The sequence below is a fragment of the Parabacteroides sp. AF17-28 genome (assembly GCF_003479205.1).
Taxonomy (GTDB): domain Bacteria; phylum Bacteroidota; class Bacteroidia; order Bacteroidales; family Tannerellaceae; genus Parabacteroides; species Parabacteroides acidifaciens.
In genome coordinates this window covers 1-23,843 of the sequence record NZ_QUGV01000041.1, presented here as the reverse complement: position 1 = coordinate 23,843, position 23,843 = coordinate 1, and the positions used below count along the sequence as shown (strand labels likewise).

Here is a 23,843-nt window from a genome sequence, read left to right as displayed (position 1 = left end):
ATACCCACCCATAAGAGAACTTATGGTTTTGGTATAAACAAATCGCACAAACAGCAAATCTACAAAATATTCTTCTTCACCAATTTCCAGCCGTACTTGTCTGCCCACGTAGGCAAAGCCGTTTCCAAGTTCCAAAAGTAGTTTGGTTATGTTCTTAGTGAGTGCATCTTCCAGTTCCCGCTCTGCATATCCCTCGCGCATAGTGAGGAAATCAAAATTATACGGGTCTTTCAATGTCTGCTGTGCCAAATCACTTTGGGGGTTTGGCAAACAACTTGTAAAATTGGTAAGGGCTTTGCCTTCTGCCTTATACAGACCTGCTTCGATAAAGTTCATTAGTACATTACGACTCCAACCATTCTCCACAACTTTATGAATATAGAACAGTGCTTCATCAACAGATTTTGCTTTTGTGAAAATTTCAACTTGATGTCTCCACGGTATGGAAAGAAAATATTCTGGTAATTCGTCACCAAGTTGGTGACGAATTACATCTCTCTGATTATAAAACAGATACATCCTTTTCATATACTTCAGATTGGTAACAGAAAAACCTTCCATATCAGGAAAAGCCTCTTTGAGGTCACGGCTCAATTCATTAAAGAAGCCTTTTCCCCATCTGCTTTCCGATTGCTTTTCTACAATGTCCCGTCCCAAATCCCAGTACATACGAATTAACTCCGTATTTACTTTCACCGCAGCCTTTATCTGTGATTGGCGAATGCGGTATTTTAATCCTGCCAACCATGCCTTATAATCATGATCTGTCTTAATCAGCTTATTCATGAATTGCTATTGTTTATTTTCGAACAAAGGTAACAAGATATTACCAATAGTTTTTTGTCTCCACCAATTACTATAGAGGACTGTTTTTTAATAATTGCCGGTAAGCCCCTCTGATTTTTATTTCAGCGTTCCGGTAAAGTTCTTTTATCGTTGATGTGTCCAAGCCGTTTTTTTCCCATTCCGCCTGTTTTGATGTGAATACATCAAAGGTTTCGTCGTTGATGGAGGCGAGCTTTTGCATATAACCCGTTTTTTCGTTGTTCCAGAGCAATTGCCAATGTAAATATTTACGCCCGTTTCCCCTGTGAATGGAATAAACATCCTCTTTCAGTTTAGAGGCATATAAGCAGAGAGGAGCTGTTCCGCAAACAGAGTCATAAGAAGTGAGAGCCGGCTGGGCTGTTCCCATTTTAACCCATAAAGGAAGGACTGCCGAAGTTGGCGGATAACCTAATGCAGTCCATATGGTGGTCAATTCTGCATTCATACCCGGTTTTACCCCTTGTATGACGATAGATGCCGTACTTTCCGAACGGGGAATGAAATCTTGCTCGACGAACCATCCCGAGTGGCGGTTAGGACTTTCATTTTCGTTTTTCAGATCTATATCCAACAGGCTGTTATAGAAGGAACAGGATGCTTCCTTGAAAATATTCCGGGGAGTGAATCCCTCTTTTTCCATTTCCTTAAAAATCTTTCGGGCACTTTCATAGCGAATGTATCCCAGACCTTTGTCTTTACGCCCCTCAAAAGAAAAATTCGTGTAGATGATGTATCCGTCGGGAGCCAGAACAGGGTCGTTCACATCTTTTTTATAATATCGTTCGTTGTTTGTTTCGTAATAGGCCGCTCCTCCGAAAGCATCGATTACTCCAAAGTTAGCTTCTACACGCAACGGGCGGGGAAGCGTGTCCAGCAAATGTTCAAAGTCAGAGATAGTTTTGCATGTTTTCAACGCTTTTCTCATCAAGGCCCCTTCTTGATCCATCTCTTCAATATCGTCGTCTTTCAGATTGAAAGAAGCGGTGTTCATAATTGAAAAACCGGTTTCGTTAGATCCTGTCCATATAGCATCGTCCTGCTTGTTACTGCTGTTGGCAAGTCCGAGAAAACGATATCCGCCTTCGTCCACATAAACAATATGGTTATATGGCTCATCCGTATCACGATGTTTCCACATGAGCGGTCTGCCGTCCGGGGTCGCTTTTCCGGAGATAATAATAGATGTACATGCTTCGGAATATTGAAGGATGATACAGAGACAAGCGAAAATAAGGAATAGCTTTTTCATGGATTGATTTAAATCAGGATAAATGAAAGGCGTGTCAAAAAGCACTTCCGACACGCCCTTCCTGTGAATTATTTGTTACAATAAATTAGACGCTAATTCGGACAACTGGCTGCGTTCACCTTTTATCAGGTTGACATGGGCAAACAGGTCCTGTCCTTTCATCTTATCCACCATATAGGCAAGCCCGTTACTCTGGGCATCCAGATAAGGCGAGTCGATTTGCTGGATATCACCGGTAAAGACCATTTTCGTTCCTTCGCCGGCACGGGTGATAATCGTCTTGATCTCGTGCGGCGTCAGGTTCTGCGCTTCATCGATGATACAGAATGTATCCGAAAGGCTACGCCCGCGGATGAAAGCTAATGCTTCGATAACCAACTGTCCGCCCTTTTGCAGTTCGTCAATCTTACGGGCATCGGCGCTGCCGGGTGAGAACTGTCCCTTGATGACATTCAGGTTATCAAACAACGGCTGCATATAAGGAGCCACCTTCTGCTTCTCGTCGCCGGGCAGGAATCCTAAGTCCTTATTTGCTAAAGCAACGATCGGACGCGCCAGTAAGATTTGCTTGTAGACATTCACCTGTTTCAAGGCAGATGCTAATGCCAGCAAGGTTTTACCCGTACCGGCCTTTCCAGTCAATCCGACAAGTTTCACATCCGGGTCGTTCAAAATCTCAAAAGCAAAGCTCTGTTCCGCATTGCGGGGCTGGATGCCGTAGTTTGTGCCTTTATCGACTTTCTTGAATGTATTCGTAAATGGATTATAGCGGGCTAATACAGAATTGCGGACACTTTTCAGTATAAAGCATTCGTTCGGGTCCAACTTTGATTTTATGTCGAACAGGTCGGCATCAATGCCGTCAGATGTGGCATACATTTTATCGATCAGATCCGGATCGATATTCTCGTAAGTATCTTGTGCACGTTCAAATATATCGACATTGACAACCTTGTCGGTTATGTAATCTTCCACTTCGATACCCAGCGAACGGGCTTTCATCCGCAGGTTCACGTCTTTTGTCACCAGAATGGTTTTTACCTTTTTGTTCTTTTCGGCTTCCGCAACGGAGAGTGTGCACGACAGTATGCGATGGTCTGCTGTTTTCTCCGGGAACGACTGGTAAATCTTCTCCTGATATTTGTCACCAGTCACCACATGCAAAGAACCTTTGCCCGGCCCCAGTGAGGCGCCTTTTAAAAAGAGATCATTGCTGGTCAACGTATCCAACTCGCGTACGAACTCGCGGGCGTTGTAGTTAATCTGGTCGCTCCCCTTTTTAAATTTATCCAACTCTTCCAACACAACGATCGGAAGATAAATATCATTCTCCTGAAAGTTCTCAATACACTTGTAATCGTGTAAGATAACATTGGTATCCAACACAAAATTCTTCTTTACTCCCATGATCTTTCGATTTAATGATTATGCCTTAAAGATAGAAATATTTCTGACATATTATCCTCCGGCCCTTAAGAATATATCAATTTGACCAAATAATTCTACTTTTCTACAATTTTCACTTAGCCACTCCCCTTTATATTTATAGATACTGTTTCAAATTTCCGAAGGGACTTATTGTATAAAACGCATTTTTCTGGTTAAGAAAAGGTCTGAAAGCGAACAAATGTTAATCCACTTTTCGGACGTCAAAAAGGGACTTTTTCTTCTTTTCCAGGAGTCTTTAGGCAGGGAAGTCAACCTTTATTTCATTTTCGAGGTACTTTATCGCCATGAAGACGGTCACCGTACCCTATGAAGACGGTCGCCATTCCAATGAAGACGGTCGCGAGGGCGATGAAGACGGTCGTCGTGGCGACAAGCTCCCGAAATTTTCCTTGCATATTTGAGACGCAGTCCGCCTTTGTTTTGCTACAGGCGATTCTCCGGGAGTTAAGCTTTATCACTTTGTCGGTGTTTATGCCTTCCGGCAATCAAAAAGAATGCTTTTCAGAACGGGCTGCGCACCTCACCCCACCTATTGTCAGACAGGAAGGGATAAACCATGAAAAAAGTCAAACCAAAATCGATCAAGATTTCGGACGAAATAGAAAAACAGCCCTAAAAGGGGGTTATTGTAAATCCTACAGCCGTCCGACCTACATATGAACACACAAAAAAAGTATAAATAACCTTTAAACAACAAATCTGCTCAACAAAGCGGTGCTTACTTTTGAAAACTTAATGAATAATCCCTATTTTTACAACCAAATTTGCAAAATCAATATCAACGAATACATTAAATTAAACACATAACAAATTTATGAAGAAGATTTTCAGCTTATTGTTAGCAGCTTCTGCGTTTGCGTGCACGCAGGAAAAGGTGGTCGAGATAACCATCAGCAATCCGTCCGCAACGGACCGTACGAATGAAATTACCGAAATCACATCGGATGCTGTTGCCAAACTGAATGGAGAAACGTTTATCATTTCCGACAACAGCGGTTCCCAGATTCCCTATCAGGTAACGTATGACAACAAAATCATTTTCCCTGTCTCCGTCAAGGCCGGTGAAAACGTGACATACAAGATTACTCCGGGGACACCGGAAGAATTCAAAACGATTGCTTGCGGAAAACAATATCCCGAACGCGTGGACGACGTAGCTTGGGAAAATGACCGCATTGCGTTCCGTACCTATGGTCCTGCCCTTCAGGCTTCCGGAGAAAAGGCTTATGGCTGCGATGTCTGGGTTAAATGTGTATCCGAACCAGTTGTCGATATGCGTTACAAGACGGAACTGGACCCGGAAACAAAAGCAAAGATCGCAGAACTGCGTAAAACGGATCCGAAAGCCGCCCAGCAATTGGCAGAATCGGTTTCATACCATATCGATCATGGCAACGGACTGGATTATTATAAGGTAGGCCCGACTTTGGGAGCCGGAACTTCCGCCCTGCTGGCCAACGACTCCATCGTTTATCCGTATTGCTATAAAGAGTATCAGATTCTGGATAACGGCCCGCTGCGTTTCACCGTTAAGCTGGTTTACAATCCGCTGACCGTAAAAGATAACAGCAACGTGATCGAAACACGCATGATATCTCTCGATGCAGGTTCACAGTTGAATAAGATTTCCGTTGCATACGATAACCTGACAGAGGCTACCCCGGTTGTTACCGGTATCGTACTGCATGAACCGAGCGAAGACTACCAGGCAGATGCCGCTAAAGGTTATATTGCCTATGCCGATCCGGAAGAACCGGCAAACGGCCAGACGTTTGTTGCTGCCGTATTCCCGGAAAAGATCAACGAAGCAAAAGCTGTCAAATTTTCGGACAAAGAAAAAGCCGAACGCGGTGCCGAAGGACATGTTTTGGCTTACAGCACTTACAATCCGGGCGACACATATACTTATTACAGTGGTGCAGGCTGGAGCAAATGGGGTTTCAAGAATTCCGCCGAATGGTTCGACTATGTGCAGAAGTTCGCACAGAATCTGAAAGAGCCGTTGACTGTGACAATCAAATAAAGCAAAAACAGGCGGGTAGCGTAACAAAAACTACCCGCCTGTTTTTTTTATTTCTGATTCTATCCCTCAAACATCCAACCTTATCGCAAACAGAAAACGTGCCCCTTCCTCCGAACCGAACCAGGAATATTGAGTCGTCACCTTATTCACAACCGTCAGCCAGAAACCTCCTCCATAAGAAGTATGCCACTTTCGGGAATGTTCGTCCGGAAACCAGACGCGCCCATAGTCGAAACCGGTAAACAGTCCGTATTTCAGCGGTGTGAACGGGTTTTGGATCTTCCCCATATCCAGCCGGAAATCGGTATGCTGGTAGAAAGACTGCTTTCCGATAAAACGGTTATCCCGGAACCCCCGTAAGGTAATGCCGGCAGCCTGATAAAAATCATATTTATTATTATATAAAAGCTTCACTTCCGCCCCGGTCTCTATCGAAAAACGATCCGAACAGCGGAACGTGGTGGACAGGTCCAGTTTAGAATACGGGAAGTTGCGCCCCGGATTTTTCAGGTTCATCTTCCAACCGGATGAAGCAGCCACTTCCAGTTTGGGAATAAAAGAAGCCGGAACCATCCCGATCTGATAGGCAGCTTCCGCTCCGGCAAACAGGTTCATCCCATATATCGGATGATTGTCAGGAAGTACCTGGCTGATATAACGGCCTTCCGTCTGCTTGGCTTTATACATCTCGAACGAAGCGGACAACGTTAACTGCTGGTTCCGTTTCATTTCCATGCGGAAAGAAGGGATCAACGAATATTGCCGAAGCGTGACACGGTTATAGTTTTTCGCCTCATCTTTAAAGCCTTCCGAATTATTGCCGTAACCGAAAAAGTTGAAGAAGTTACGGGGCGAAGCGATGAAAGCGTCGAGATTGAAGCTCTTCCGCTCGTCATAAAAAGGAAATGTCCCCTGATACATGAATCCCTGCAAATAGTTGTAACCAATACGATGGCGGAAGGTGAAAGGCGACTGTTTGAAGCCGTACATCGTATAGGTAAAGAAAGCCCCTAAGCTAAAGCCTATATCAGAATCGTAGAATCCCCAGGGAGTGAACTCAAGCTTTTTATATTTCACCTTCTCATAGTCGTAGTCGTGGATAGCGGGACTGTCTGATATGATTTCACGGACACCGGAAACAGATTTCAGGCGGTCACGGTCGGATTCGTTCGCATAAATACGAATCCGGCGGGCTTGCTCCATATTATACGTATTACGTCCCGGTCCGGCTATCAGATAGACGGGAAACTCCTTTGCGGCTTCTCCCCTCACCTCATACTCGTCATTGCCATCCAGTCCATACAGCCAGATTTCTTCAGTATCCTTACCGGAATATTTCTTTTGAAAAGAGGGTACAGGATTTCCTTTCGGATAGATGCAGACCCTCAGGCTGTCATGTCCGAAGCGTTCGAGCATGATCCGGTCGTCCCCATCCGTAGCCGTCAGGACAGGTGTCCGTTGCAGTTTCCGGTAATAACGGTGAGCCATATACGGCAGGCTGTCACGACGGATTAGCAGTTTCGCCTTTATTGCATCCGTCTCGGTCCCCTGGATTTCAGGAGGGAGAAGCCAGAACGCCTCGTTTATAACCGAATCGGTCAGGGTCTTTTGGAGAATCAAAGCTTGTTGTATCCAGACCTGTTCGTCTGTCTGGCCTGTTAATGCCATATCGAGTGTATAGCCAAGCGTATTGATCTTCTCGACATCTTTCGGATGACCGCTGAAATTTGCAATAAAACCGAGTCCCAAGACTTTCAACATTTGTTTGAACAGCAAACCGTCAGTCTTAGTAAAGGCATGATTGCGGTCTATCACGATCGGAGTAAACAATATACTGTCGGACGAATGCACAGCCCGCCAATTCCAGTTTTCGGGAATCTTGTTCCAGTCGCCTATCAGCATATCGTACAAGCGTTCGGCAATGTATTCCTGCTGATTCACCTGGTAGGATTTGCTCTGCCGTATCTGTTTGAGCAGCTGTTCGGTAGAAAAGATGTTCCTTTGGGTAGCAGTGTCGGGCACGTTCCGAAGGCTGATCAGTTTGTTGTGGATGCTGGCTCCGTTGGCAATCGTATCTTCCTGTGTTCCTCCCTGCATAAAATAAATACGGGAATTGTTATTACTAAGTCCGGCGATCTCTGCCATCCGGTCGGCGGCAAGAAAAGTGTACGGATTAATAATGGTATAGGCGTCTCCGATAAACTTATCAAGATAAGTACCCTTAAATTCCTTCTTATTATACATCTCACGAAAGAACTTGGATTCGAGGAAGCTGGTGGAACCGCCAAGCGGCTTGAGCATATACAGCCGGTTGTGCCGGTCGGCCAGGATCAGGGCATGGAAATCTGCTGCTTGATCCACTCCCTGCATACCCCCTAAAAGCGTATGTAGCGTGACAGCTTCTACCGTAATCGGAATAGTATAAAGCGTCCGGTAGTGCACGCCCCAAAGCTTATTGTAAAGGTCGCTTTTATTTTTCATATCCTGCGGATAGATAGACCGCCTGACAGTATCTTGCACGGCAGCATCCGTACGAAACGGGGACAGCAAGACAAGCAATAGACAAGTAAACACCCCCCGGTAAAACCAATGTATTTGCTCTATTTCACTCATTGTAATTATAACATCCGACAAGAATAAGTTGTTTACTTTTTGATCGCTCCTCTAATGGTTTTCTAATTCCCTTCTGAATGATTCATATTGCCGAAAAAGCGCTTCTGCAAGGTGAAAAGGATAGCTATGTGTATGTACAGGCAGCGGAAAACAGGTATGTGCGCAGGCCGGTAGAAGTGGAAATTGTAAAAGAAGGGCTGTCAATAATAGCTTCCGGGCTACAGGAAGGCGAGAGAGTGATTAGTGAAGGTGATTTCTATCATTGCTTTTCCCTGTTTTTCAATATTCTTTCCAGATAGCTGACATCCAACAAATTTACTGTTTCAAATTTACCTTTATAGAATACGCTCCAGTTATTGAAAACGCAAGGCAATTCTTTTGCCTTGCGCAGCGTATCCACTTTTATTAAATCGACTGGGATCTTATGCGTCTCACAATATCGTTTTATCATTTCTACATTTTGATGAATATAGGGGCATTGCATATCATAATAAATAGTCAAGATAGGGTTATCGATGCTTAGTTTCTTCGCATTCCCTGCAAATTGAGGTACTGTCCCATCAAAGGAAAGCGCCAACAACTCATACCCATTTTCGGTGGTATCGACAACCTCAAAACCGAATTTCATAGCAAAAGACTGATCAGAAAGCCATGATTTTTGTTTTTTCGCACCAAGCATACAAACGCCGGACTTACCCTTCTTTTTGGCATCAGTTAAGCAATACTCCATCAGAGCTTTTCCATACCCTTTTCCTTTATAGTTACCGGAAACCCATAAGCAATATATATAATAATAGTTGTCACCGGTTATGGGAACCCAAGCTGTTTCAAGAGGAGCATATTCAATAAAAACCACAGCCTTCTCATTTAACTTTCTAAAAACATGGCCTTCACCCAACCGCTCAGAAAGCCATTGCCGTTTTGCCTCCACTCCTGGATGGGGCTTTTTACTGCGGATAATGCAACATAAATGCTCATCGGCAAGGTTTTCTGCTGTCAAGTTAACAAAATCAATCATCGTTACTTCTTTCTTATAGTTTTTATAACTCAACCAAAGATACAATTTTGATTGAAGTTTTGCAGAAATTACAAAAATATTATCTTTACGAAAAATATTCTTATGTCAAAACAAAGGCTATCACACGAACATAGGTGCCCCCAATATAGGGGGACCAATCGGAAATCCCATGCAGAATTTGTTGAAGATTTGAAATCCAAAAGAGATGATGTTATTATAATCGGTAAGTATGTGAAAGCACTTGAAAAAGCCAAATTCAGATTTTTGAAATGTGGACATGAATGTGATATAACCCCTGCACATATTCTTAGCGGCAGGGGATGTCCGGAATGTGGGCGATCCCGCCGGGGAGAATCTCAACGCCTATCAATGGAAATCTTTTTAGAACGTCTTCATAAAATCGATTCGAATCTTGTTGTGAAGGGGGACGGAATATATATAAATAATCATACACTAATGCCACTCCACTGTAATGCCTGCGGATATGAATACAAAATATCACCTCATGATGTTTTGAGTAAACGTGGCTGTCCAAATTGCCACAAGGCATGTACCTCCTTTTTAGAGCAGTTCATATACCACACATTTACCCACATTCTAAGCAAATCTAAAGTAATATCAAGAGAAAAAAACACTATAGGAGTTGAATTAGACATATATATACCAGAATTGAAAGCAGCCATAGAACCCGGTTCATGGTACTGGCATAAAAATCTGGTAGCAAAAGACTGGAAAAAGCATCTGTTGTGTAAGGATAAAGGGATCAGACTTATTACCATATATGATCACTATAATGAAACAACAGCTCCTTTTGATAATTGCCTTGTGACACATTGTGATCTTACCTCCCGTCGAAATACCAATAAACTGATTGAAATGACAAAAGCCATCCTCTCTGAATTTGGCTTAGATTCAAACCTTGATATAAATGAATGGGAAGAAATTAAAAGGAATGCTCAAATCGATTCAAGGCGGATGACCACAGATGAATTTAAAGAAGAACTATCTAAAATAAACGATAAAATTGAAATTATTGGTGATTTTACAGGAGCTAATGATAAAATTAAAGCACGATGTAAAACCTGCAACCATGAATGGTATGTGGTACCGACGTCTTTACGTTTAGGTTCAGGATGTCCTAAATGTGCAGGCACTTTAAAAATAACGAATAATAAATTCATTGAAAGATTAAACTTATTACAACCCAATATTATACCTCTGACAGGGTATATCAACAATAGCACTAATATAACAATAAAATGTAAAGTATGCGACTATATATGGTCTACTCAACCGTATCATCTTTTAGCAAAATCTGGCAGAACAGGTTGTCCTAAGTGTTCCAATAAGGCACGAAGGACCCATGATGATTTTGTCGCGGAAATCGCAAAATTGTCACCTACAATTAAAATCCTGGGAACATATGTATGCAGGCGTGAACCTATATTAGTACAATGTAGCGAATGCAATAAGGTCTGGCAGTCGTATCCAGGAAATTTATTGAAAGGACAAGGTTGTAAAAGTTGCAAACTAAAGAATACAATACGAAAAAGGAGTAGAAAGATAAGGTGCATCAATACCGGAGAGATATTCGATACACTTAAAGAAGCTGCTGAAAAATATAATATAAGCAACTCGGCAATCTGCCTATGTTGCTGTAAAAAACCAAAGAATAAGCATGCCGGAGGACAAAAGTGGGAATATATTGATATCATAGGCTAATCCAAAGACGGCGGCGAACTGTCAATTCTTTTTGTCATTACACATAGGGCTTCCCGATATTCCGATGGAGAATATCCTGTATGTTTCTTGAAGTAACGGCTGAATGTCGATGGATCGGGAAAATGGAACATCCATGCCACCTCCTGCACAGACAGTGTTGCCGACTGCAGAGCCACTTTCATTTCCAATATGGCGTAGTTGTCAATCCATTGTTTGGCTGTATACCCCATAGTCTGCTTGATTATCTTGCTGAGATGACGGACAGTAACGCAGAGACAGTCGGCATAGTAGTCCACGGAACGGAAACTGCGGACTTCTTTCTCGACCATTGAAACAAACTTATCTTTGAGCTGCCAGCAGGCTGTAGTCGACTGGACGTCATTGTAAATACGTTCAGCCTTTTCTGCTATTTCATATAATATCATCCTGACACAAAGCACGATCTGTTCATTTTGATAACGATTCTGACTGTCTGCCAATTTCAGTCTAAGTAACTGTATATAATGGTTCATCAGGCTCTCTCCTACTTCACACAAGGAACAGCAGTTATGCTCCCTGAGAAATGAAACTTTATCAGACGGGAACGAATGGAACAGGTCATGAAGAAACTCTTTGGAAAATGAAACGGAAATGATTTTCAACTGTTCGTCGGCCTCGCAATAAAGAACGATCTGTTCCGGGAAAATCAGTATGGCACTCCCGGGACTCAACTCATATAAATGTTGGTTTATGTAAATGCGGATGTGCCCCGACTCGCAGAACAACAGTTCGCCATGTCCGGAACGGAATGGTTGCTGCGGCACACAATCAAATGCTATATTTGTTATTGATAATTTGTCCATCATGAATCCTTTTTGCACTGCAAAAATAGCAATTCAGTGGCAACAAGAGGTAAGAATGTTACTTTTTGCACATTTTAGGCCGCTTTTTTATATCTGCCACCTCAAAGCAAACGACTAATTTCGCAGCCGAATCAAATCGATAAAATTATTAATTATATGAGTAAAAAAGAATTGACAGCCCGCTATGGCTTTTTTATTGCGGGATTATACATCATGGCTTCCGGCATAGCACTAACCATCAAAGCCGGACTTGGAGCTTCATCCATTTCGTGTTGGCCTTATGTGCTGAGTTTAAAATTCCCGGTTTCGCTGGGTACTTTTGTCTTTGGCTTAAATGTAATCCTGATCATAGGACAAATGGTTGTCCTAAAACATGATTTCAAAAAGATTCAGTATCTTCAGATACCGGTATCATTTCTATTCAGCGCATTTATCGACTTGTCCATGCTATTATTTGTTTCTGTCGTCCCCGAAAGTTATCCGGCAAGGTGTATCGTATTGCTCGCAGGTTGTCTCTTGACCGGCTTGGGGATATCTATGGAAGTCACCGCCAACGTGGTCATGCTCTCGGCAGAAGCATTCATACAAGCTGTAGTTATTAAAAGCGGAAAAGAATTCGGGTATCTAAAAATCTGTTTTGACGTAAGTTGCACGCTGTTAGCGGCAGTATCCTCATTCTTGCTTTTGGGCGGCATCTCGGGAGTACGGGAAGGAACCGTAGCTGCTGCTATTTTCGTCGGACTCTTTGCCCGTTTCTTTCTTCACATGACTCCACGACTTCGCAAGATACTTATTCGGATAGTTCAAAGATGAAGCATTTGGAGTAAAAGGTAACATCAATGTTTAAAAATCAGGCATCATATAATATCACTAATCCATATCACTGCTACAAATGTAGAAATATATAGCATTTATATTTCAAAAGCCGATTATATAAAACAGGAAATAGTATAACTTTGCTCCGAATAATAAAAACAATCACATTATGGACTTTTTAGAACTTACAAAAAAACGCTTTTCCGCAAGAAGTTATAAATCTGATGCAGTAGAGCAAGAGAAACTTAATAATATCGTAGAATGTGCCCGTTTTGCTCCTTCTGCCGTTAATTATCAGCCGTGGCACTTTTTGATAATAAAGAGCGAAGAGCAACGGCTAAAAGTGCAACAATGCTATAATAGAGAATGGTTTGCCGATGCTCCGGTTTACATAGTTGTATGTGTAGATAGTTCCATTGCATGGGTACGCAAGTCTGATAATAAGAATCATGCAGATATTGATGCTGCTATTGCAACAGAGCATATTTGTTTAGCTGCGGCAGCTCTTGGATTAGGTAGCTGCTGGGTCTGTAACTTTGATGTGGAAATGCTTAAGTCTCACTTTCAGTTACCTCCCGAAAAATATCCTGTCGCCATTGTATCAGTAGGATATGTAAATGAATTGCCTAAACATTCTTCTACAAGAAAACCTGTTGATGAAATAGTTACAATCTTATAAACTAAAACACATACCCTATGAAAACATAATTGGATTACTTATTAAATGCTAAAACGTATATCTGCTTTTCTGAATTATTATCAAATACTTCTTCCTCAAAACCTCCAAACTTGTGAATAACACTAAATCCAGCCCATTCCAGATATGAATCCAATTCCTGAGGAAAAAACAATCTCATATCCATATTCTGAATTGAATGAAACTCACCATTTATAAAATAATGCCATTCTATCCGATTAATTTGAGTAGCATTTTCATAATGCATTATTTGTTTTATCAAGACTTTCCTTCCATCGTTAGTTGTATATTCAGCTATAACTTCTTGTTCTTTTTCGCCTTCAACAATATAATGAATATTAGGGTTAAAACAATCGAACAGAAATAAGCCTCCCTCTTTGAGATGATTTCTGACACACATTAATGTCTTAAATAAATCTTCATTTTTATATAAATGATGGATTGAATTAAACGGAATAAAAACAAGGTCGAATTTTTCTTGTAAGTCTAATGTTCTAATATCTGCTTCAATAAAATTAATATCTAATCCTACTCCGGAAGCTTTCACCTTTGCTTGTTCAAGCATTGATGATGTATAATCTACTCCACAAATATTATATCCATCTTTTGCTATTGGAATCGTAAGTCTGCCTGTACCACAGCAAAGTTCAAGTATTTTAGCATCCTTATTTTTCGGCAACCATTTTTTGTAAAATTGCAAATCAGATAGAAAGGTGTTTAATCCATCATAAATATTTGCGTCATAAATCAAATCGCCAACCTTGTAATCTGTATTCATTTTATTTTTCTATTTATATATTGCACAATATTACTTCAGTGTGTTCCAATTACAGCTAACTTACTTATTACCTATCATGCTACCATTAAGAAATAGAGTGTACTCCTTTATTGTTTCACCCGCAAAAATATTAAATAATTGGAATACAATGTGATTTATCATGTTGGAATAAGAAATTTATATCACACTTATTTAGAAATGAGAGATCGCAAGACAAACCGTCCCTGTTATCAGAAGTGTATCTTTAAAAGAATTGCCCTTGTCATCTAATTTAAAGGCATTTATTATTTCTACTCTTCGAAATATTTGTTATTTTTGCAAATACTCCTTCAAACCTTACCGCGGTAAAGTTTATGATGGTAAAGTTTACGGATTAAAAGTAGAATAATAAAAGATACCACTTATGAGATTTTATAATCGAGAGAAGGAATTGGCTTCATTGGAAAAAGTACGGCAAGTATCTTTTTCTATCCATTCCCAAATGACTGTACTTACGGGTCGAAGGCGTATTGGTAAAACCAGTCTCATTCTCAAAAGTTGTGAGGGCACGCCTACTGTTTATCTGTTTGTTAGCCGTAGCAATGAGACCGACCTCTGTTTCGGCTTCACCGCCGAGATACGTCAATCATTGAATATCTATGTTCCCGAATTTACAAATTTCGCTGAGCTATTCCGTTTTCTGATGGATTTGGGTACACGTATGAAATACAATTTGATTATTGATGAGTTTCAAGAATTCTATTATATCAACCCGGTTGTTTACAGCTTGATGCAAGATGTTTGGGATCGATACAGGAAACAAAGTCATGTCAACCTTGTTGTCAGCGGTTCGATTTATACGCTTATGAATCAACTGTTCAGAGATTCAAAAGAACCGTTGTATGGTCGTGCGGACACAATTATGAAACTTTTCCCCTTTACGACATCCGTTCTGAAAGAAATCTTGACGGATTATAAGCCGGATTATACAAAGGAAGATCTTTTAGCCTTGTACACATTTACAGGAGGAGTTCCCAAATACATAGAACAGTTTATGGACAGAGGCTGTACTGATATGGAAAGTATGGTTGATTTGATGTTGCAACCGGATTCCTCCTTTCTCACAGAAGGGACAGCCCTATTGATACAAGAGTTCGGAAAGAAGTATGGCAATTATTTTTCAATCTTGTCCGCCATTTCTAATGGAAAAAACACATTACCTGAAATGGAAGCTGCTATGGGAGGAATAAGTTTGGGTGGTCAATTAAAACGGTTGGAAGAAGATTATGATTTGATAAAGAAGAAACGTCCCATACTCTCTAAAGAGAATTCACAAACGGTTCGCTACGATGTTTCGGATCTCTTTTTGCGTTTTTGGTTCAGGTACTTTATTAAATATCAGAACTACATTGAGATTCAGAACTACGAACGCTTAGCTGATATTATCAAGAAAGACTATCCTACTTTCTCCGGATTGGCACTTGAAATGTATTTCCGTCAGCAAATGATAGAGAGTAAAAAGTTTGCTGAGATTGGCTCGTGGTGGCAGGGAAAGAATAACAAGGATCAGGATGAAATTGATATTGTAGGTTTGTATGTCGAAGAGAAAAAAGCATTAGTAGCAGAAGTAAAACGGCAATCCAAAAATTTCAAGCCGGACTTATTTGCTCTCAAGATAGAGGCTTTGAAGAAAAAAGTCCTTTTCAAATATGAAATAGAGAGTCGGTTATTTTCAATGGATGATATGTAACTATTCTTCAGAAGACGGAACAAGGATTGAATGGAACCCGAAATGGAAATAAGATCGCTATATAATATTGGCTTTGATACATTATTCAAGGCATTTGCTGATTATGAAATGCGTAAAAAAATTCCAATTACAGCGCGGTGAAAGTATCCTGGCTATTAGGAAAAAAAGAAATCCCCGATAATGATTGATTATCAGGGATTTGCTTGATTTTTCTTTTGTTTTCAGTGATCCGCCTGGGTCATGAACCTTGCGGTATATTCTCCTAAAAATCAATATCTTCGGAATTATAAGCCTTGTATCTGTCACGTTTTAGCCCTAAGAAACTGTCCGTTTCTGTCTGGTGTATGTCTGCTTATATCTTGGGTTCAAAATTACACATTCTTTTTGAATTATGCAAATCATTGATAATGAATGTATATAATTCAAGTGCAAGGTGCAAGCGTGTATATATATACACGCACTTGCACCTTGCACTGAAACATTATAAGAATCCTTGAAAGAAAAACCGAATTTTCAGCAGTGGATTCAGTGAAGATTAAATTAATGCCTAAATTTTATTTGCATAATATTCTTATGTATTTAAATTATTCCTATATTTGCAGAGTAAACTTGATGTTGAACTATAAATAACAGGTTATGTTCTCGAATGAAATCTTAAAAGGGACGATTAAGCCATTGATTATTAAACTCATAAGCGACAATGGACGTATGTATGGCTACCAGATTGCGCAAAAGGTTAAAGAGTTATCTTCTGATAATATAATTCTCACTGAAGGGGCATTGTACCCAGCTTTGCACAAATTGGTGGATGAGGGTATTCTTGTGGTGGAAAGTGAACAGATTGGGAACAGGGAAAGGAAATACTATTCTCTTTCCCGTTCGCAGATGCAGACTGCAACTTCCAAACTGGATGAAGTAAGACAATCCATCCAAATTCTTGTGCAATTATTCGATATACCGCAATCCGTTTATGATACTAAATGAAAACCAAACCCAAAAAGTGGAAACCTATCTGGCTAAAGCGGGAATTGAAAGCCAGTTGGTTTTCAGTGATTTGCTCGATCACATCTGCTGTTTGATTGAGGAAAGGATGGATAACGGCGATACGTTTGAAAGTTCACTGGACTTTGTGCTGGAACAGCAAACGGGATTGAAACTGAAAAAAATAGAATCGTTCACTTTAAAACTGCTGAATATGGAAATTTCATTCTCAACGCGCACCTCTTTACTTGCAGTCATTCCTTTTGGAGTATTTGGCTTGGCATGGGCATTGGATATGGGTGTAAACGCTCCCTATTCCATTTTATCCATGACGTTTCTGGCATCTGTCATTATGATGTACGCCCTTTTTTGTATCGGTTGGGTAAAGGAATTTCCCCGTTGGAGTTTTCCGGCAATCGGCTTCTGCCTGCTTTTTAGTGCCTTTTTTTCTTATGTGAGAATACCTTCGTTCAGTAGTGAAAGGCTGGGACTATGGGCATGGTTCCCGTTGCTTTTGACCGTCCTTATCGGACTGATGTTCAACAGTTCGTTCAAACCGTTGAAAGCACTGGCAAGGAAAATTAAGGATGATCCGGCTCTAATCTTGTTTGCTCTTTACGGGTTTGCACCGATATTCGTTTCGCTCTTCACTGATGAAATACATTCGTTATGGATGCTACCTTCTACTATACTGTCGGTTGTTATTCTTTGTTCCGGTCTGTATCTGTTCCTGAAATGCAAAAGAAAGAAAATCCGCCTTTTGTTCCTGATGCTGTCGGGAACTTTAGCCCTATTAATCACGTCAGTTTCAAGTTTCTTTTTCTGGGCGTGAAATACACTCTGTGATATAATCTTGAAATACACACCGATAAAAACTATCAGATATGCGCACGAATATCGCACTATTAATCGAACAAGCTGTTAATTTTATGGATGCCGATACTCTTGGTACAGGTATCCGCCTGACTAATGAGGAACAGCTGTTCCTATGTAAGCATTTTGAACAGATCGAGCTTGATAAGAACGATTATCTGATAAAGAAGGGAGAAACCAGAAACTATATTTATTTTATTGAATCGGGTATCTTCCGCAGCTGGCTATCCGATATGGAAAACGATAAAGAGGTGACTTTCGGTTTTTGCTTTTCCGGTGAATTTACAAATGCCTGCCCTTCCCTAAAGGATAGTGAACCTCCGGTCTTTAACGTGCAGGCGTTGTGTAAATCGGTCGTTTGGCGATTGAACAAGCATAGTCTGGCATATTTATATAAGACATCGCTCAATATAAACAAGATAATGAGGGTAACATTGGAGTATGCCTTCGCAAGAAAAACAGTCCGTGAATTAAGTTTGCTTAAATATACACCGGAAGAACGATATGTAAAGCTACTTGAAGGGGATAAAACGTTGTTGCAAAATATTCCATTGAAATATATCGCTTCGTATATAGGTATAACGCCGCAGGCTCTTAGTTGCATACGGAAGCGCATTTCTTAATTTGGATTAATTTTACAGCATCCGAAGTTAATCATAATTTATTGTGTATTAAATAGTTAATCCATATCTTTGTTCTGTGTACAAACTTGATTTTCGAGTTCGTATATGGGGCTTTTTTTATGCCTGAAATCAGGTTAAAGAATGAGAAGTTTAATTCAAATATTAATATCAATGAGAACAAATATTATCTATCTATTGCTGGCATGGCTAATGTCAATTAATTTGTTTGCGCAAAGCGGAAATACAGGTAATGCCGGTTATAAAATTAGCGGGTGTGTATTGGATTCTGTGTCAAATGAATCTGTGCCATACGCAACATTGAGGATTGCGTATGCAGATTCCCCCCAAAAAACGATTCAGTCATTTGTCTGTGACGAAAACGGAAATTTTACCGCAACGGTAGCCAAGCCAGACAACTACTTACTGCTGATAGAATCGGTAGGGAAAATAAAACTAATTAGGCATTTCACTCTGGCAGGGCAAAAGGGCGAAACTAATTTGGGAGAGTTATTAATGAAGGAAAATATTCAGAAAATAAAAGAAGTAACCGTAAGTGCCCACAAGCCATTAGTGAAAGTTGATATTGATAAACTGACGTACAGCATAGAGGATGATCCCGAATCCAAGACGAACAACACATTGGAGATGCTTCGTAAAGTTCCGTTGGTAACAGTGGACGGGGACGATAAAATTCAACTGAAAGGATCTTCCAATTATAAAATATTCTTAAATGGTAAACCCTCTAATCTTTTAAGTAATGGAAATGCTTCGGAAGCATTGAAAAGTATGCCTGCCAACTCCATTAAGAACATAGAAGTGATAACCGATCCGGGCGCAAAGTATGATGCCGAAGGTATCGGGGGGATTATAAATATCATAACAGTAAAAAACAAACTGCAAGGGTATACCGGAACTGTCCGTGCCAACGCAAGCAGCTTCGGAACGTTCGGGGCTGGCGGCTATCTGGCTTTGAAGATGAACAAACTTGGACTGACCGCCAATTACGGATATAACAACCGTAATACGCCGTGGTATGACTCCCGTACCGTCCGTGAGACAAAAAAGGATGCGATTACGGGAGATATGCCGTCGAGGTTGGTTGAAAAAGGGCGTAGCAAAAACAGAGCACCATTCCATTTCGGTTTTTTGGAAGCCGACTATGAAATAGATTCACTGAATTTGTTGAGCATAGGAGTTAATCTGTTCAGGGGGAACTCGAACATACAATCAGAGTTGGATGCGAGCCTGAATAAGGTTGACGGAACGGAAATACCGCAAGTCTATAAATATCATCGTGATACCCGGTTTAAAAACGACTTCGGTTCAACGGATATAAATGTAGATTTTCAACATACGGGCAGCAGGAAAAATGAGTTTCTGACTTTATCCTACCGTTTCAGCCATTTACCCAATGATAACGATAACCATACCGAATTGTCGGACGTAGAGGATTACTACCTTGCAAACGAATTTCCGCAATGGAATATCAATAATGCCGCTACCTCGGAACATACGGCACAGATTGATTACACAACTCCAACATGGAAGAACCAAACGGTCGAGGGTGGTGTGAAATACATAAACCGCCAGAGCAAAAGTGAAACGCTGGAACAGATTTACCGGGCTGATTCGGAAAGTTGGGAAGATGTTTCCGCTGGAAACAGTAGATTCAAACATACGCAACAGATTTACGCCGCATATATGGGTTATCAGATGAAGTTCAATAAATTAGGTATCAAGATGGGATTGCGGGGCGAAGGAACAAGCCTGGTGGCTAAATTTGCGAAAGCTCCCAATATGAACTTTTCCGTTGATTATTTCGATATAGTCCCCAATGCGGCTCTTGCCTACCAGATTGATAACACGTCACAAATACGTATCGGCTATAATATGCGTATACAGCGTCCGGGAATATCGTATTTGAACCCGTACATTGACAACACGAACCCGCAGGCGGTCACACAAGGCAATCCAAATCTTGAATCGGAAAAGAGTAATAACTTCGATCTGAATTTCAGTAAATTCGGAAGGAAGTTCAGCATAAATACAAGCCTGTACTATAACTATATAGACAACTCAATAGAAAGGTACAGCGAGATTGCAGACTTTGCGCCTTCCGATCCCCGTTCGCAATACAACGGGGCGTTGTGGAACAGCTACGGAAATATCGGGAAAAAAAGTCAGGCTGGACTATTTGTTCACGGAAATTTAAGCCCTGCCGGATTTGTGCGGATATTTCTCAATGGCGGGCTGGACTATACGGACTTGGATAGCAAAGCGAGAAACTTTAAAAACAGCGGTTTTTCCGGACGGGTGATTACCGGAGCGCAGTTTAGTCTTCCCAAAGAGTTTTCCATCAATCTACAAGGGGGGTATTTCAGCCCTGTAATCATGCTGCAAGGCAAACAATCCCCATTCTACTTTACGGGGCTGAACTTGGGAAAGAGTTTTCTTAAAAAGAGATTGTCCGTATCGGTAAGCGTGCAAAATCCATTCTGGAAGACGATGAAAATGGAAATGACAACAACGGGAGATGGATTTTCTTATGTTTCGACCAACTGGCGCAATTCACGGGAATTTCGTTTAAGCGTTTCGTACCGTTTCGGAATGCTGAAAGAAAAAATAAAGAAGGTACGCCATACCATAAAAAATGATGATGTGAAAGGGGGAAACAGTAATTCCAACACGGAAAACTCCAAAGAAATGTAGTTGGAGATGGATAGACTTTCAATCTATTATATACAAATTGTTTAATTCAAATTTTCGACAAATGAAAAAGATTAATTTCAAATTGTTTTTTACTGTTCTTGCAGTAGTATTCGTGTGTTCTTATCTTCTCGGAGTGTTGAGATGGCAATGGGAATTTGCATCGGTGATATATAGTATATTAAATATTCCGTTCGGTGCGTTGTATATCCTGCTGGAAAAATATTTGTGGGTGGAACTGGGTTCATCGCATTGGGTGAATGACGAAATAACGAATACTCTTTTCTGGGGAATCTCGGTTGTTTTGCAAGCTGTATTGTATTATTATATCGCGCTTCGATATTTCATCAGTAAACCAAAATAGCCAAAATGTGATAGAGAGTTGTCAATAAATAATATTATTGACAACTTTTTTATTTGATTATTACCACTATTTATGCTTGATAAAACTCTTATTATAATTTCTTTAACCAATTAAAACCAGAATGATTTTATTAAGCATGAAGAGGAATAATGAAATATAATCAATTATTTAAAACAAGTAGAATTACTGACAAATGAAACAAATATCCGATGAAATAATCTCCAAAATCAACATGGAGATAGAAGTTTCCTGCATTGATAATGATTTATCTTCCGACAAGGCTCTGTATATGATTAACTTTATTAGACCCTTGTTTGAAGAATTAAGAGAATTTATCCATAAATACAACTTTCAGGATAGCGAAGAAGAAATAGACTTCTTTAAATATGTCAAGCCGCTAATTCTAAGCAAATTGATATACTATAATGATATTTATACACTTGAATTGAGGAAACCGAATGGTAATAAAGAGGTGGTTAAAGAGCATTACAAAAAGAAACAGGCTGCAATCGTAGACTTCTGTAACAGCAACCTTGACTTTTACCAATATTATCGCTCTAAGGCGACACATTTGGATAAATACTACTTTCTTAGGGGATATGAGAACTACAAGTTATGCCATAATTGTGGCTTATTGGATAAAGACCCATTGTTTTCTACCTGCTGCGACCATAGGGTAGCCAAGATGTTGGCTAATGATATGTTGGAAATCTATTTGCAACAGCGATTACAAGACGTAGAAAGGATAGAAGTAGTAGAAACCAGTCGTGCATCTCTCCCTGATAATCCATTTCGATGGACAGGAACAAAGATTGCTGCTATTGAATTGGGGTATGCTATATATGCATCAGGGGTATTGAACAATGGAAATGCGGATATAAAGGAAATAATGACCTATTTAGAAGCATCTTTTAAAATAGACTTAGGTGATTATTACCGAACCTATCTTACCATCAGGGAGCGCAAAAGGGACAGAACGGCGTTTCTTAATAGCTTAATAGAAAAACTCCTTCGGAAAATGGACGAAAACGACAATTAACCTTCCTGTAAAGTTCGACTATATTATTTTCTCTTTTTGCAAGTCCCTCATAAACTACATGGGCTTTTGAAAAGAGAATTTTTTTTGCCTATACGTGAAAGATATAATGTTGTCTGCCAATCATTCTGCCCGTCTTACAATCTTGCTTCTATGCAATCTCGAAATCTTGCAATCTTGACGTCAAGAAAACAAGTTGTCAAGAAATCATGCTATCAATATTTCAAGAAAACAATATTTCAATACTTCACTAAAAAACTCATTGGTCGGGGAACGCCCAGCGGCAAGGGGCGGGACCACCCGTCCCGACGAGCAAAAAATACATTTAATTGAGTAATTTTTCTTTCATTGGAAACACGACTTCGGAGTAGCTTTCTAAAAGAGTTTAGAGCTGCTGAGATAATTCTCAGCAGCTCTGGACACACCTTGCTGTTATCTAATGATAACAAATTTCAGTAACCTGAAATTCATTTAGCTACATCTAACTTCTGTGCCAAAATTTCCATATCATTGCTTACTTTTAAATCGGTTATCCGGGCGTAAATTTGAGTAGTTCTAATATTAGTATGACCTAAAATCTTAGATACAGTTTCAATGGGTACACCATTAGCGATAAGCACCGAAGTTGCACACGAATGTCTTGCAACATGAAATGTCAGGTTCTTGTTTATGTTGCAAATAGTTGCAATCTCTTTCAGGTAATCATTAACTTTCTGATTGCTTATAATTGGTAAAATCATTCCGTTGGGTAACTTGTCTTTGTATTTTTCAAGAATAGCTTTAGGTATTTCAAGCAACCGAACATTGGATGCCACATTTGTTTTGTGTCGTTTTGTCATAATCCACAAGTTACCATCGAATGAGGTGCGAATATTTTCTTTGGTAAGCTCGCATACGTCAATATATGAAAGCGCCGTATAACAACTGAAAATGAATAAATCCCGTACCTGTTCCAACCTTTTAGAAGCAAACTTCTTGTTGTAGATAGCGGTTATTTCTTCCATTGTTAGATAATCCCTATCCGTTTGCTCAAACTTTACCCGGTAATTCCCGAAAGGATCAGCGGTGACTAATCCTGTGTTCTTGGCAAAGTTCACAACGGTTCTAAAGCGTTGTATAAACTTCATCGCTGTATTGTGGGTGCATCCATAGTGATTTTTGATGTATAACAGGAAATTATCAATGAACACGACATTAACTTCCTTGATAAGCATATCCGAAACTGAATACTTTAACTTCATAAACTCAATAAGACGTTTCTTTGTCAGTTCGTAACGTGAATAAGTCTTATCTACTGTATTCATCTTTACCTTTTGCAAATATTGCTCGTTGTGCATCTCGAAGAACTCAATTAAGGTTTTACCCCGTTCAATCTTACCTAAAAAGGCGTTCTTTACCCGTTCAGAGGTCACATAACCGTCTTGTTCCAATAGAGTATGATAATGGATCACCCCGAAAAATTGTGGAGCTATGCATATATATTTTTGAGTCTAAAT

At 40.2% G+C, this 23,843-nt stretch carries 20 protein-coding genes and 1 pseudogene; 13 read left to right on the top strand and 8 right to left on the bottom strand.

Annotated features, from left to right (window positions below; all coding sequences use genetic code 11):
* The 3 genes from DWW90_RS19550 to DWW90_RS19540 all read right to left on the bottom strand — a co-directional run.
* The coding region (locus DWW90_RS19550; protein WP_122346177.1) for a PDDEXK nuclease domain-containing protein at positions 1-786 on the bottom strand (786 nt) is incomplete at its 3' end.
* Positions 787-856: 70 nt separating this feature from the next.
* On the bottom strand, positions 857-2,077 hold the full coding sequence (locus DWW90_RS19545; protein ID WP_122346176.1) for a hypothetical protein: 1,221 nt from the start codon (positions 2,075-2,077) through the stop codon (positions 857-859).
* 75 nt (positions 2,078-2,152) lie between these two features.
* Complete coding sequence (locus DWW90_RS19540) at positions 2,153-3,484, bottom strand: PhoH family protein (RefSeq protein ID WP_115498604.1); 1,332 nt, start codon at positions 3,482-3,484, stop codon at positions 2,153-2,155.
* A gap of 348 nt (positions 3,485-3,832) precedes the next feature.
* Between DWW90_RS19540 and DWW90_RS19535 the strand changes: the two genes are divergently transcribed.
* Both DWW90_RS19535 and DWW90_RS19530 read left to right on the top strand, forming a co-directional pair.
* Positions 3,833-4,186, top strand: a complete 354-nt coding sequence (locus DWW90_RS19535; protein WP_122346175.1) for a hypothetical protein — start codon at positions 3,833-3,835, stop codon at positions 4,184-4,186.
* A 154-nt stretch (positions 4,187-4,340) separates the two neighbouring features.
* Positions 4,341-5,549, top strand: coding sequence for a DUF4861 domain-containing protein (locus tag DWW90_RS19530; RefSeq protein ID WP_115498602.1), 1,209 nt, complete (start codon positions 4,341-4,343; stop codon positions 5,547-5,549).
* A gap of 66 nt (positions 5,550-5,615) precedes the next feature.
* On the opposite strand, the gene DWW90_RS19525 is transcribed toward DWW90_RS19530, so the two are convergent.
* Positions 5,616-8,162: a hypothetical protein gene (locus DWW90_RS19525; protein ID WP_122346174.1), complete on the bottom strand. Its 2,547-nt coding sequence runs from the start codon at positions 8,160-8,162 to the stop codon at positions 5,616-5,618.
* Positions 8,163-8,239: 77 nt separating this feature from the next.
* Between DWW90_RS19525 and DWW90_RS20430 the strand changes: the two genes are divergently transcribed.
* Positions 8,240-8,461 carry a hypothetical protein gene (locus DWW90_RS20430; RefSeq protein ID WP_147382455.1) on the top strand — a complete coding sequence of 74 codons (222 nt, stop codon included), beginning with the start codon at positions 8,240-8,242 and terminating at the stop codon, positions 8,459-8,461.
* On the opposite strand, the gene DWW90_RS19520 is transcribed toward DWW90_RS20430, so the two are convergent.
* Positions 8,422-9,180 carry a GNAT family N-acetyltransferase gene (locus DWW90_RS19520; RefSeq protein WP_122346178.1) on the bottom strand — a complete coding sequence of 253 codons (759 nt, stop codon included), beginning with the start codon at positions 9,178-9,180 and terminating at the stop codon, positions 8,422-8,424. The two genes, DWW90_RS20430 and DWW90_RS19520, sit on opposite strands and share 40 nt — an antisense overlap.
* 102 nt (positions 9,181-9,282) lie before the next feature.
* Here DWW90_RS19520 and DWW90_RS19515 point away from each other — a divergent pair, with 102 nt between their 5' ends.
* Positions 9,283-10,902 carry a hypothetical protein gene (locus DWW90_RS19515; RefSeq protein WP_233547834.1) on the top strand — a complete coding sequence of 540 codons (1,620 nt, stop codon included), beginning with the start codon at positions 9,283-9,285 and terminating at the stop codon, positions 10,900-10,902.
* Here the strand turns inward: DWW90_RS19515 and DWW90_RS19510 are convergent.
* A complete protein-coding gene (locus tag DWW90_RS19510; protein ID WP_233547833.1) occupies positions 10,899-11,744 on the bottom strand; it encodes a helix-turn-helix domain-containing protein in 846 nt (281 codons plus the stop codon). The genes DWW90_RS19515 and DWW90_RS19510 overlap by 4 nt on opposite strands.
* Before the next feature lie 156 nt (positions 11,745-11,900).
* Here DWW90_RS19510 and DWW90_RS19505 point away from each other — a divergent pair, with 156 nt between their 5' ends.
* Positions 11,901-12,557: a YitT family protein gene (locus tag DWW90_RS19505; protein WP_122346172.1), complete on the top strand. Its 657-nt coding sequence runs from the start codon at positions 11,901-11,903 to the stop codon at positions 12,555-12,557.
* Positions 12,558-12,729: 172 nt separating this feature from the next.
* Entirely contained in the window at positions 12,730-13,239 is a 510-nt protein-coding gene (locus DWW90_RS19500; RefSeq protein ID WP_122333426.1) for a nitroreductase family protein, read from the top strand.
* 34 nt (positions 13,240-13,273) lie between these two features.
* Here the strand turns inward: DWW90_RS19500 and DWW90_RS19495 are convergent, their stop codons facing one another.
* Positions 13,274-14,035 (bottom strand): class I SAM-dependent methyltransferase, encoded by a 762-nt coding sequence (locus tag DWW90_RS19495; protein ID WP_122346171.1) that lies wholly within the window; start codon positions 14,033-14,035, stop codon positions 13,274-13,276.
* 403 nt (positions 14,036-14,438) lie between these two features.
* On the opposite strand from DWW90_RS19495, the gene DWW90_RS19490 reads away from it, so the two are divergent.
* The 7 genes from DWW90_RS19490 (at position 14,439) to DWW90_RS19460 (ending at position 22,350) form a co-directional block, all read left to right on the top strand.
* Positions 14,439-15,764: an ATP-binding protein gene (locus tag DWW90_RS19490; RefSeq protein ID WP_122346170.1), complete on the top strand. Its 1,326-nt coding sequence runs from the start codon at positions 14,439-14,441 to the stop codon at positions 15,762-15,764.
* 636 nt (positions 15,765-16,400) lie between these two features.
* Entirely contained in the window at positions 16,401-16,748 is a 348-nt protein-coding gene (locus tag DWW90_RS19485; RefSeq protein WP_122346169.1) for a PadR family transcriptional regulator, read from the top strand.
* Entirely contained in the window at positions 16,735-17,577 is an 843-nt protein-coding gene (locus DWW90_RS19480; protein WP_122346168.1) for a hypothetical protein, read from the top strand. Before DWW90_RS19485 ends, DWW90_RS19480 begins: the two co-directional genes overlap by 14 nt.
* 52 nt (positions 17,578-17,629) lie before the next feature.
* Positions 17,630-18,241, top strand: a complete 612-nt coding sequence (locus DWW90_RS19475) for a Crp/Fnr family transcriptional regulator (RefSeq protein WP_122346167.1) — start codon at positions 17,630-17,632, stop codon at positions 18,239-18,241.
* Positions 18,242-18,412: 171 nt separating this feature from the next.
* The gene (locus tag DWW90_RS19470) at positions 18,413-20,950 is read left to right on the top strand and encodes an outer membrane beta-barrel family protein (RefSeq protein ID WP_122346166.1); all 2,538 of its coding nucleotides are present in this window, start codon (positions 18,413-18,415) and stop codon (positions 20,948-20,950) included.
* Between the two features lie 61 nt (positions 20,951-21,011).
* Complete coding sequence (locus DWW90_RS19465; RefSeq protein ID WP_122346165.1) at positions 21,012-21,311, top strand: hypothetical protein; 300 nt, start codon at positions 21,012-21,014, stop codon at positions 21,309-21,311.
* 193 nt (positions 21,312-21,504) lie between these two features.
* On the top strand, positions 21,505-22,350 hold the full coding sequence (locus DWW90_RS19460; protein ID WP_122346164.1) for an RteC domain-containing protein: 846 nt from the start codon (positions 21,505-21,507) through the stop codon (positions 22,348-22,350).
* Between the two features lie 464 nt (positions 22,351-22,814).
* Here DWW90_RS19460 and DWW90_RS19455 read toward each other — a convergent pair.
* Positions 22,815-23,843: pseudogene (locus tag DWW90_RS19455) on the bottom strand (site-specific integrase); the annotation flags it as partial.

Excerpts from the sequence above, each read along its gene's own strand:
- DWW90_RS19515 (WP_233547834.1), top strand. The coding sequence starts at position 9,283 with ATGTCAAAACAAAGGCTATCACACGAACATAGGTGCCCCCAATATAGG.
- DWW90_RS19540 (WP_115498604.1), bottom strand. The coding sequence starts at position 3,484 with ATGGGAGTAAAGAAGAATTTTGTGTTGGATACCAATGTTATCTTACAC.
- DWW90_RS19535 (WP_122346175.1), top strand. The coding sequence starts at position 3,833 with ATGAAGACGGTCGCCATTCCAATGAAGACGGTCGCGAGGGCGATGAAG.
- DWW90_RS19500 (WP_122333426.1), top strand. The coding sequence starts at position 12,730 with ATGGACTTTTTAGAACTTACAAAAAAACGCTTTTCCGCAAGAAGTTAT.
- DWW90_RS19510 (WP_233547833.1), bottom strand. The coding sequence starts at position 11,744 with ATGGACAAATTATCAATAACAAATATAGCATTTGATTGTGTGCCGCAG.
- DWW90_RS19480 (WP_122346168.1), top strand. The coding sequence starts at position 16,735 with ATGATACTAAATGAAAACCAAACCCAAAAAGTGGAAACCTATCTGGCT.
- DWW90_RS19490 (WP_122346170.1), top strand. The coding sequence starts at position 14,439 with ATGAGATTTTATAATCGAGAGAAGGAATTGGCTTCATTGGAAAAAGTA.
- DWW90_RS19465 (WP_122346165.1), top strand. The coding sequence starts at position 21,012 with ATGAAAAAGATTAATTTCAAATTGTTTTTTACTGTTCTTGCAGTAGTA.
- DWW90_RS19505 (WP_122346172.1), top strand. The coding sequence starts at position 11,901 with ATGAGTAAAAAAGAATTGACAGCCCGCTATGGCTTTTTTATTGCGGGA.
- DWW90_RS19470 (WP_122346166.1), top strand. The coding sequence starts at position 18,413 with ATGAGAACAAATATTATCTATCTATTGCTGGCATGGCTAATGTCAATT.
- DWW90_RS19475 (WP_122346167.1), top strand. The coding sequence starts at position 17,630 with ATGCGCACGAATATCGCACTATTAATCGAACAAGCTGTTAATTTTATG.
- DWW90_RS19525 (WP_122346174.1), bottom strand. The coding sequence starts at position 8,162 with ATGAGTGAAATAGAGCAAATACATTGGTTTTACCGGGGGGTGTTTACT.
- DWW90_RS19520 (WP_122346178.1), bottom strand. The coding sequence starts at position 9,180 with ATGATTGATTTTGTTAACTTGACAGCAGAAAACCTTGCCGATGAGCAT.
- DWW90_RS19460 (WP_122346164.1), top strand. The coding sequence starts at position 21,505 with ATGAAACAAATATCCGATGAAATAATCTCCAAAATCAACATGGAGATA.
- DWW90_RS19545 (WP_122346176.1), bottom strand. The coding sequence starts at position 2,077 with ATGAAAAAGCTATTCCTTATTTTCGCTTGTCTCTGTATCATCCTTCAA.
- DWW90_RS19530 (WP_115498602.1), top strand. The coding sequence starts at position 4,341 with ATGAAGAAGATTTTCAGCTTATTGTTAGCAGCTTCTGCGTTTGCGTGC.
- DWW90_RS20430 (WP_147382455.1), top strand. The coding sequence starts at position 8,240 with ATGATTCATATTGCCGAAAAAGCGCTTCTGCAAGGTGAAAAGGATAGC.
- DWW90_RS19495 (WP_122346171.1), bottom strand. The coding sequence starts at position 14,035 with ATGAATACAGATTACAAGGTTGGCGATTTGATTTATGACGCAAATATT.
- DWW90_RS19485 (WP_122346169.1), top strand. The coding sequence starts at position 16,401 with ATGTTCTCGAATGAAATCTTAAAAGGGACGATTAAGCCATTGATTATT.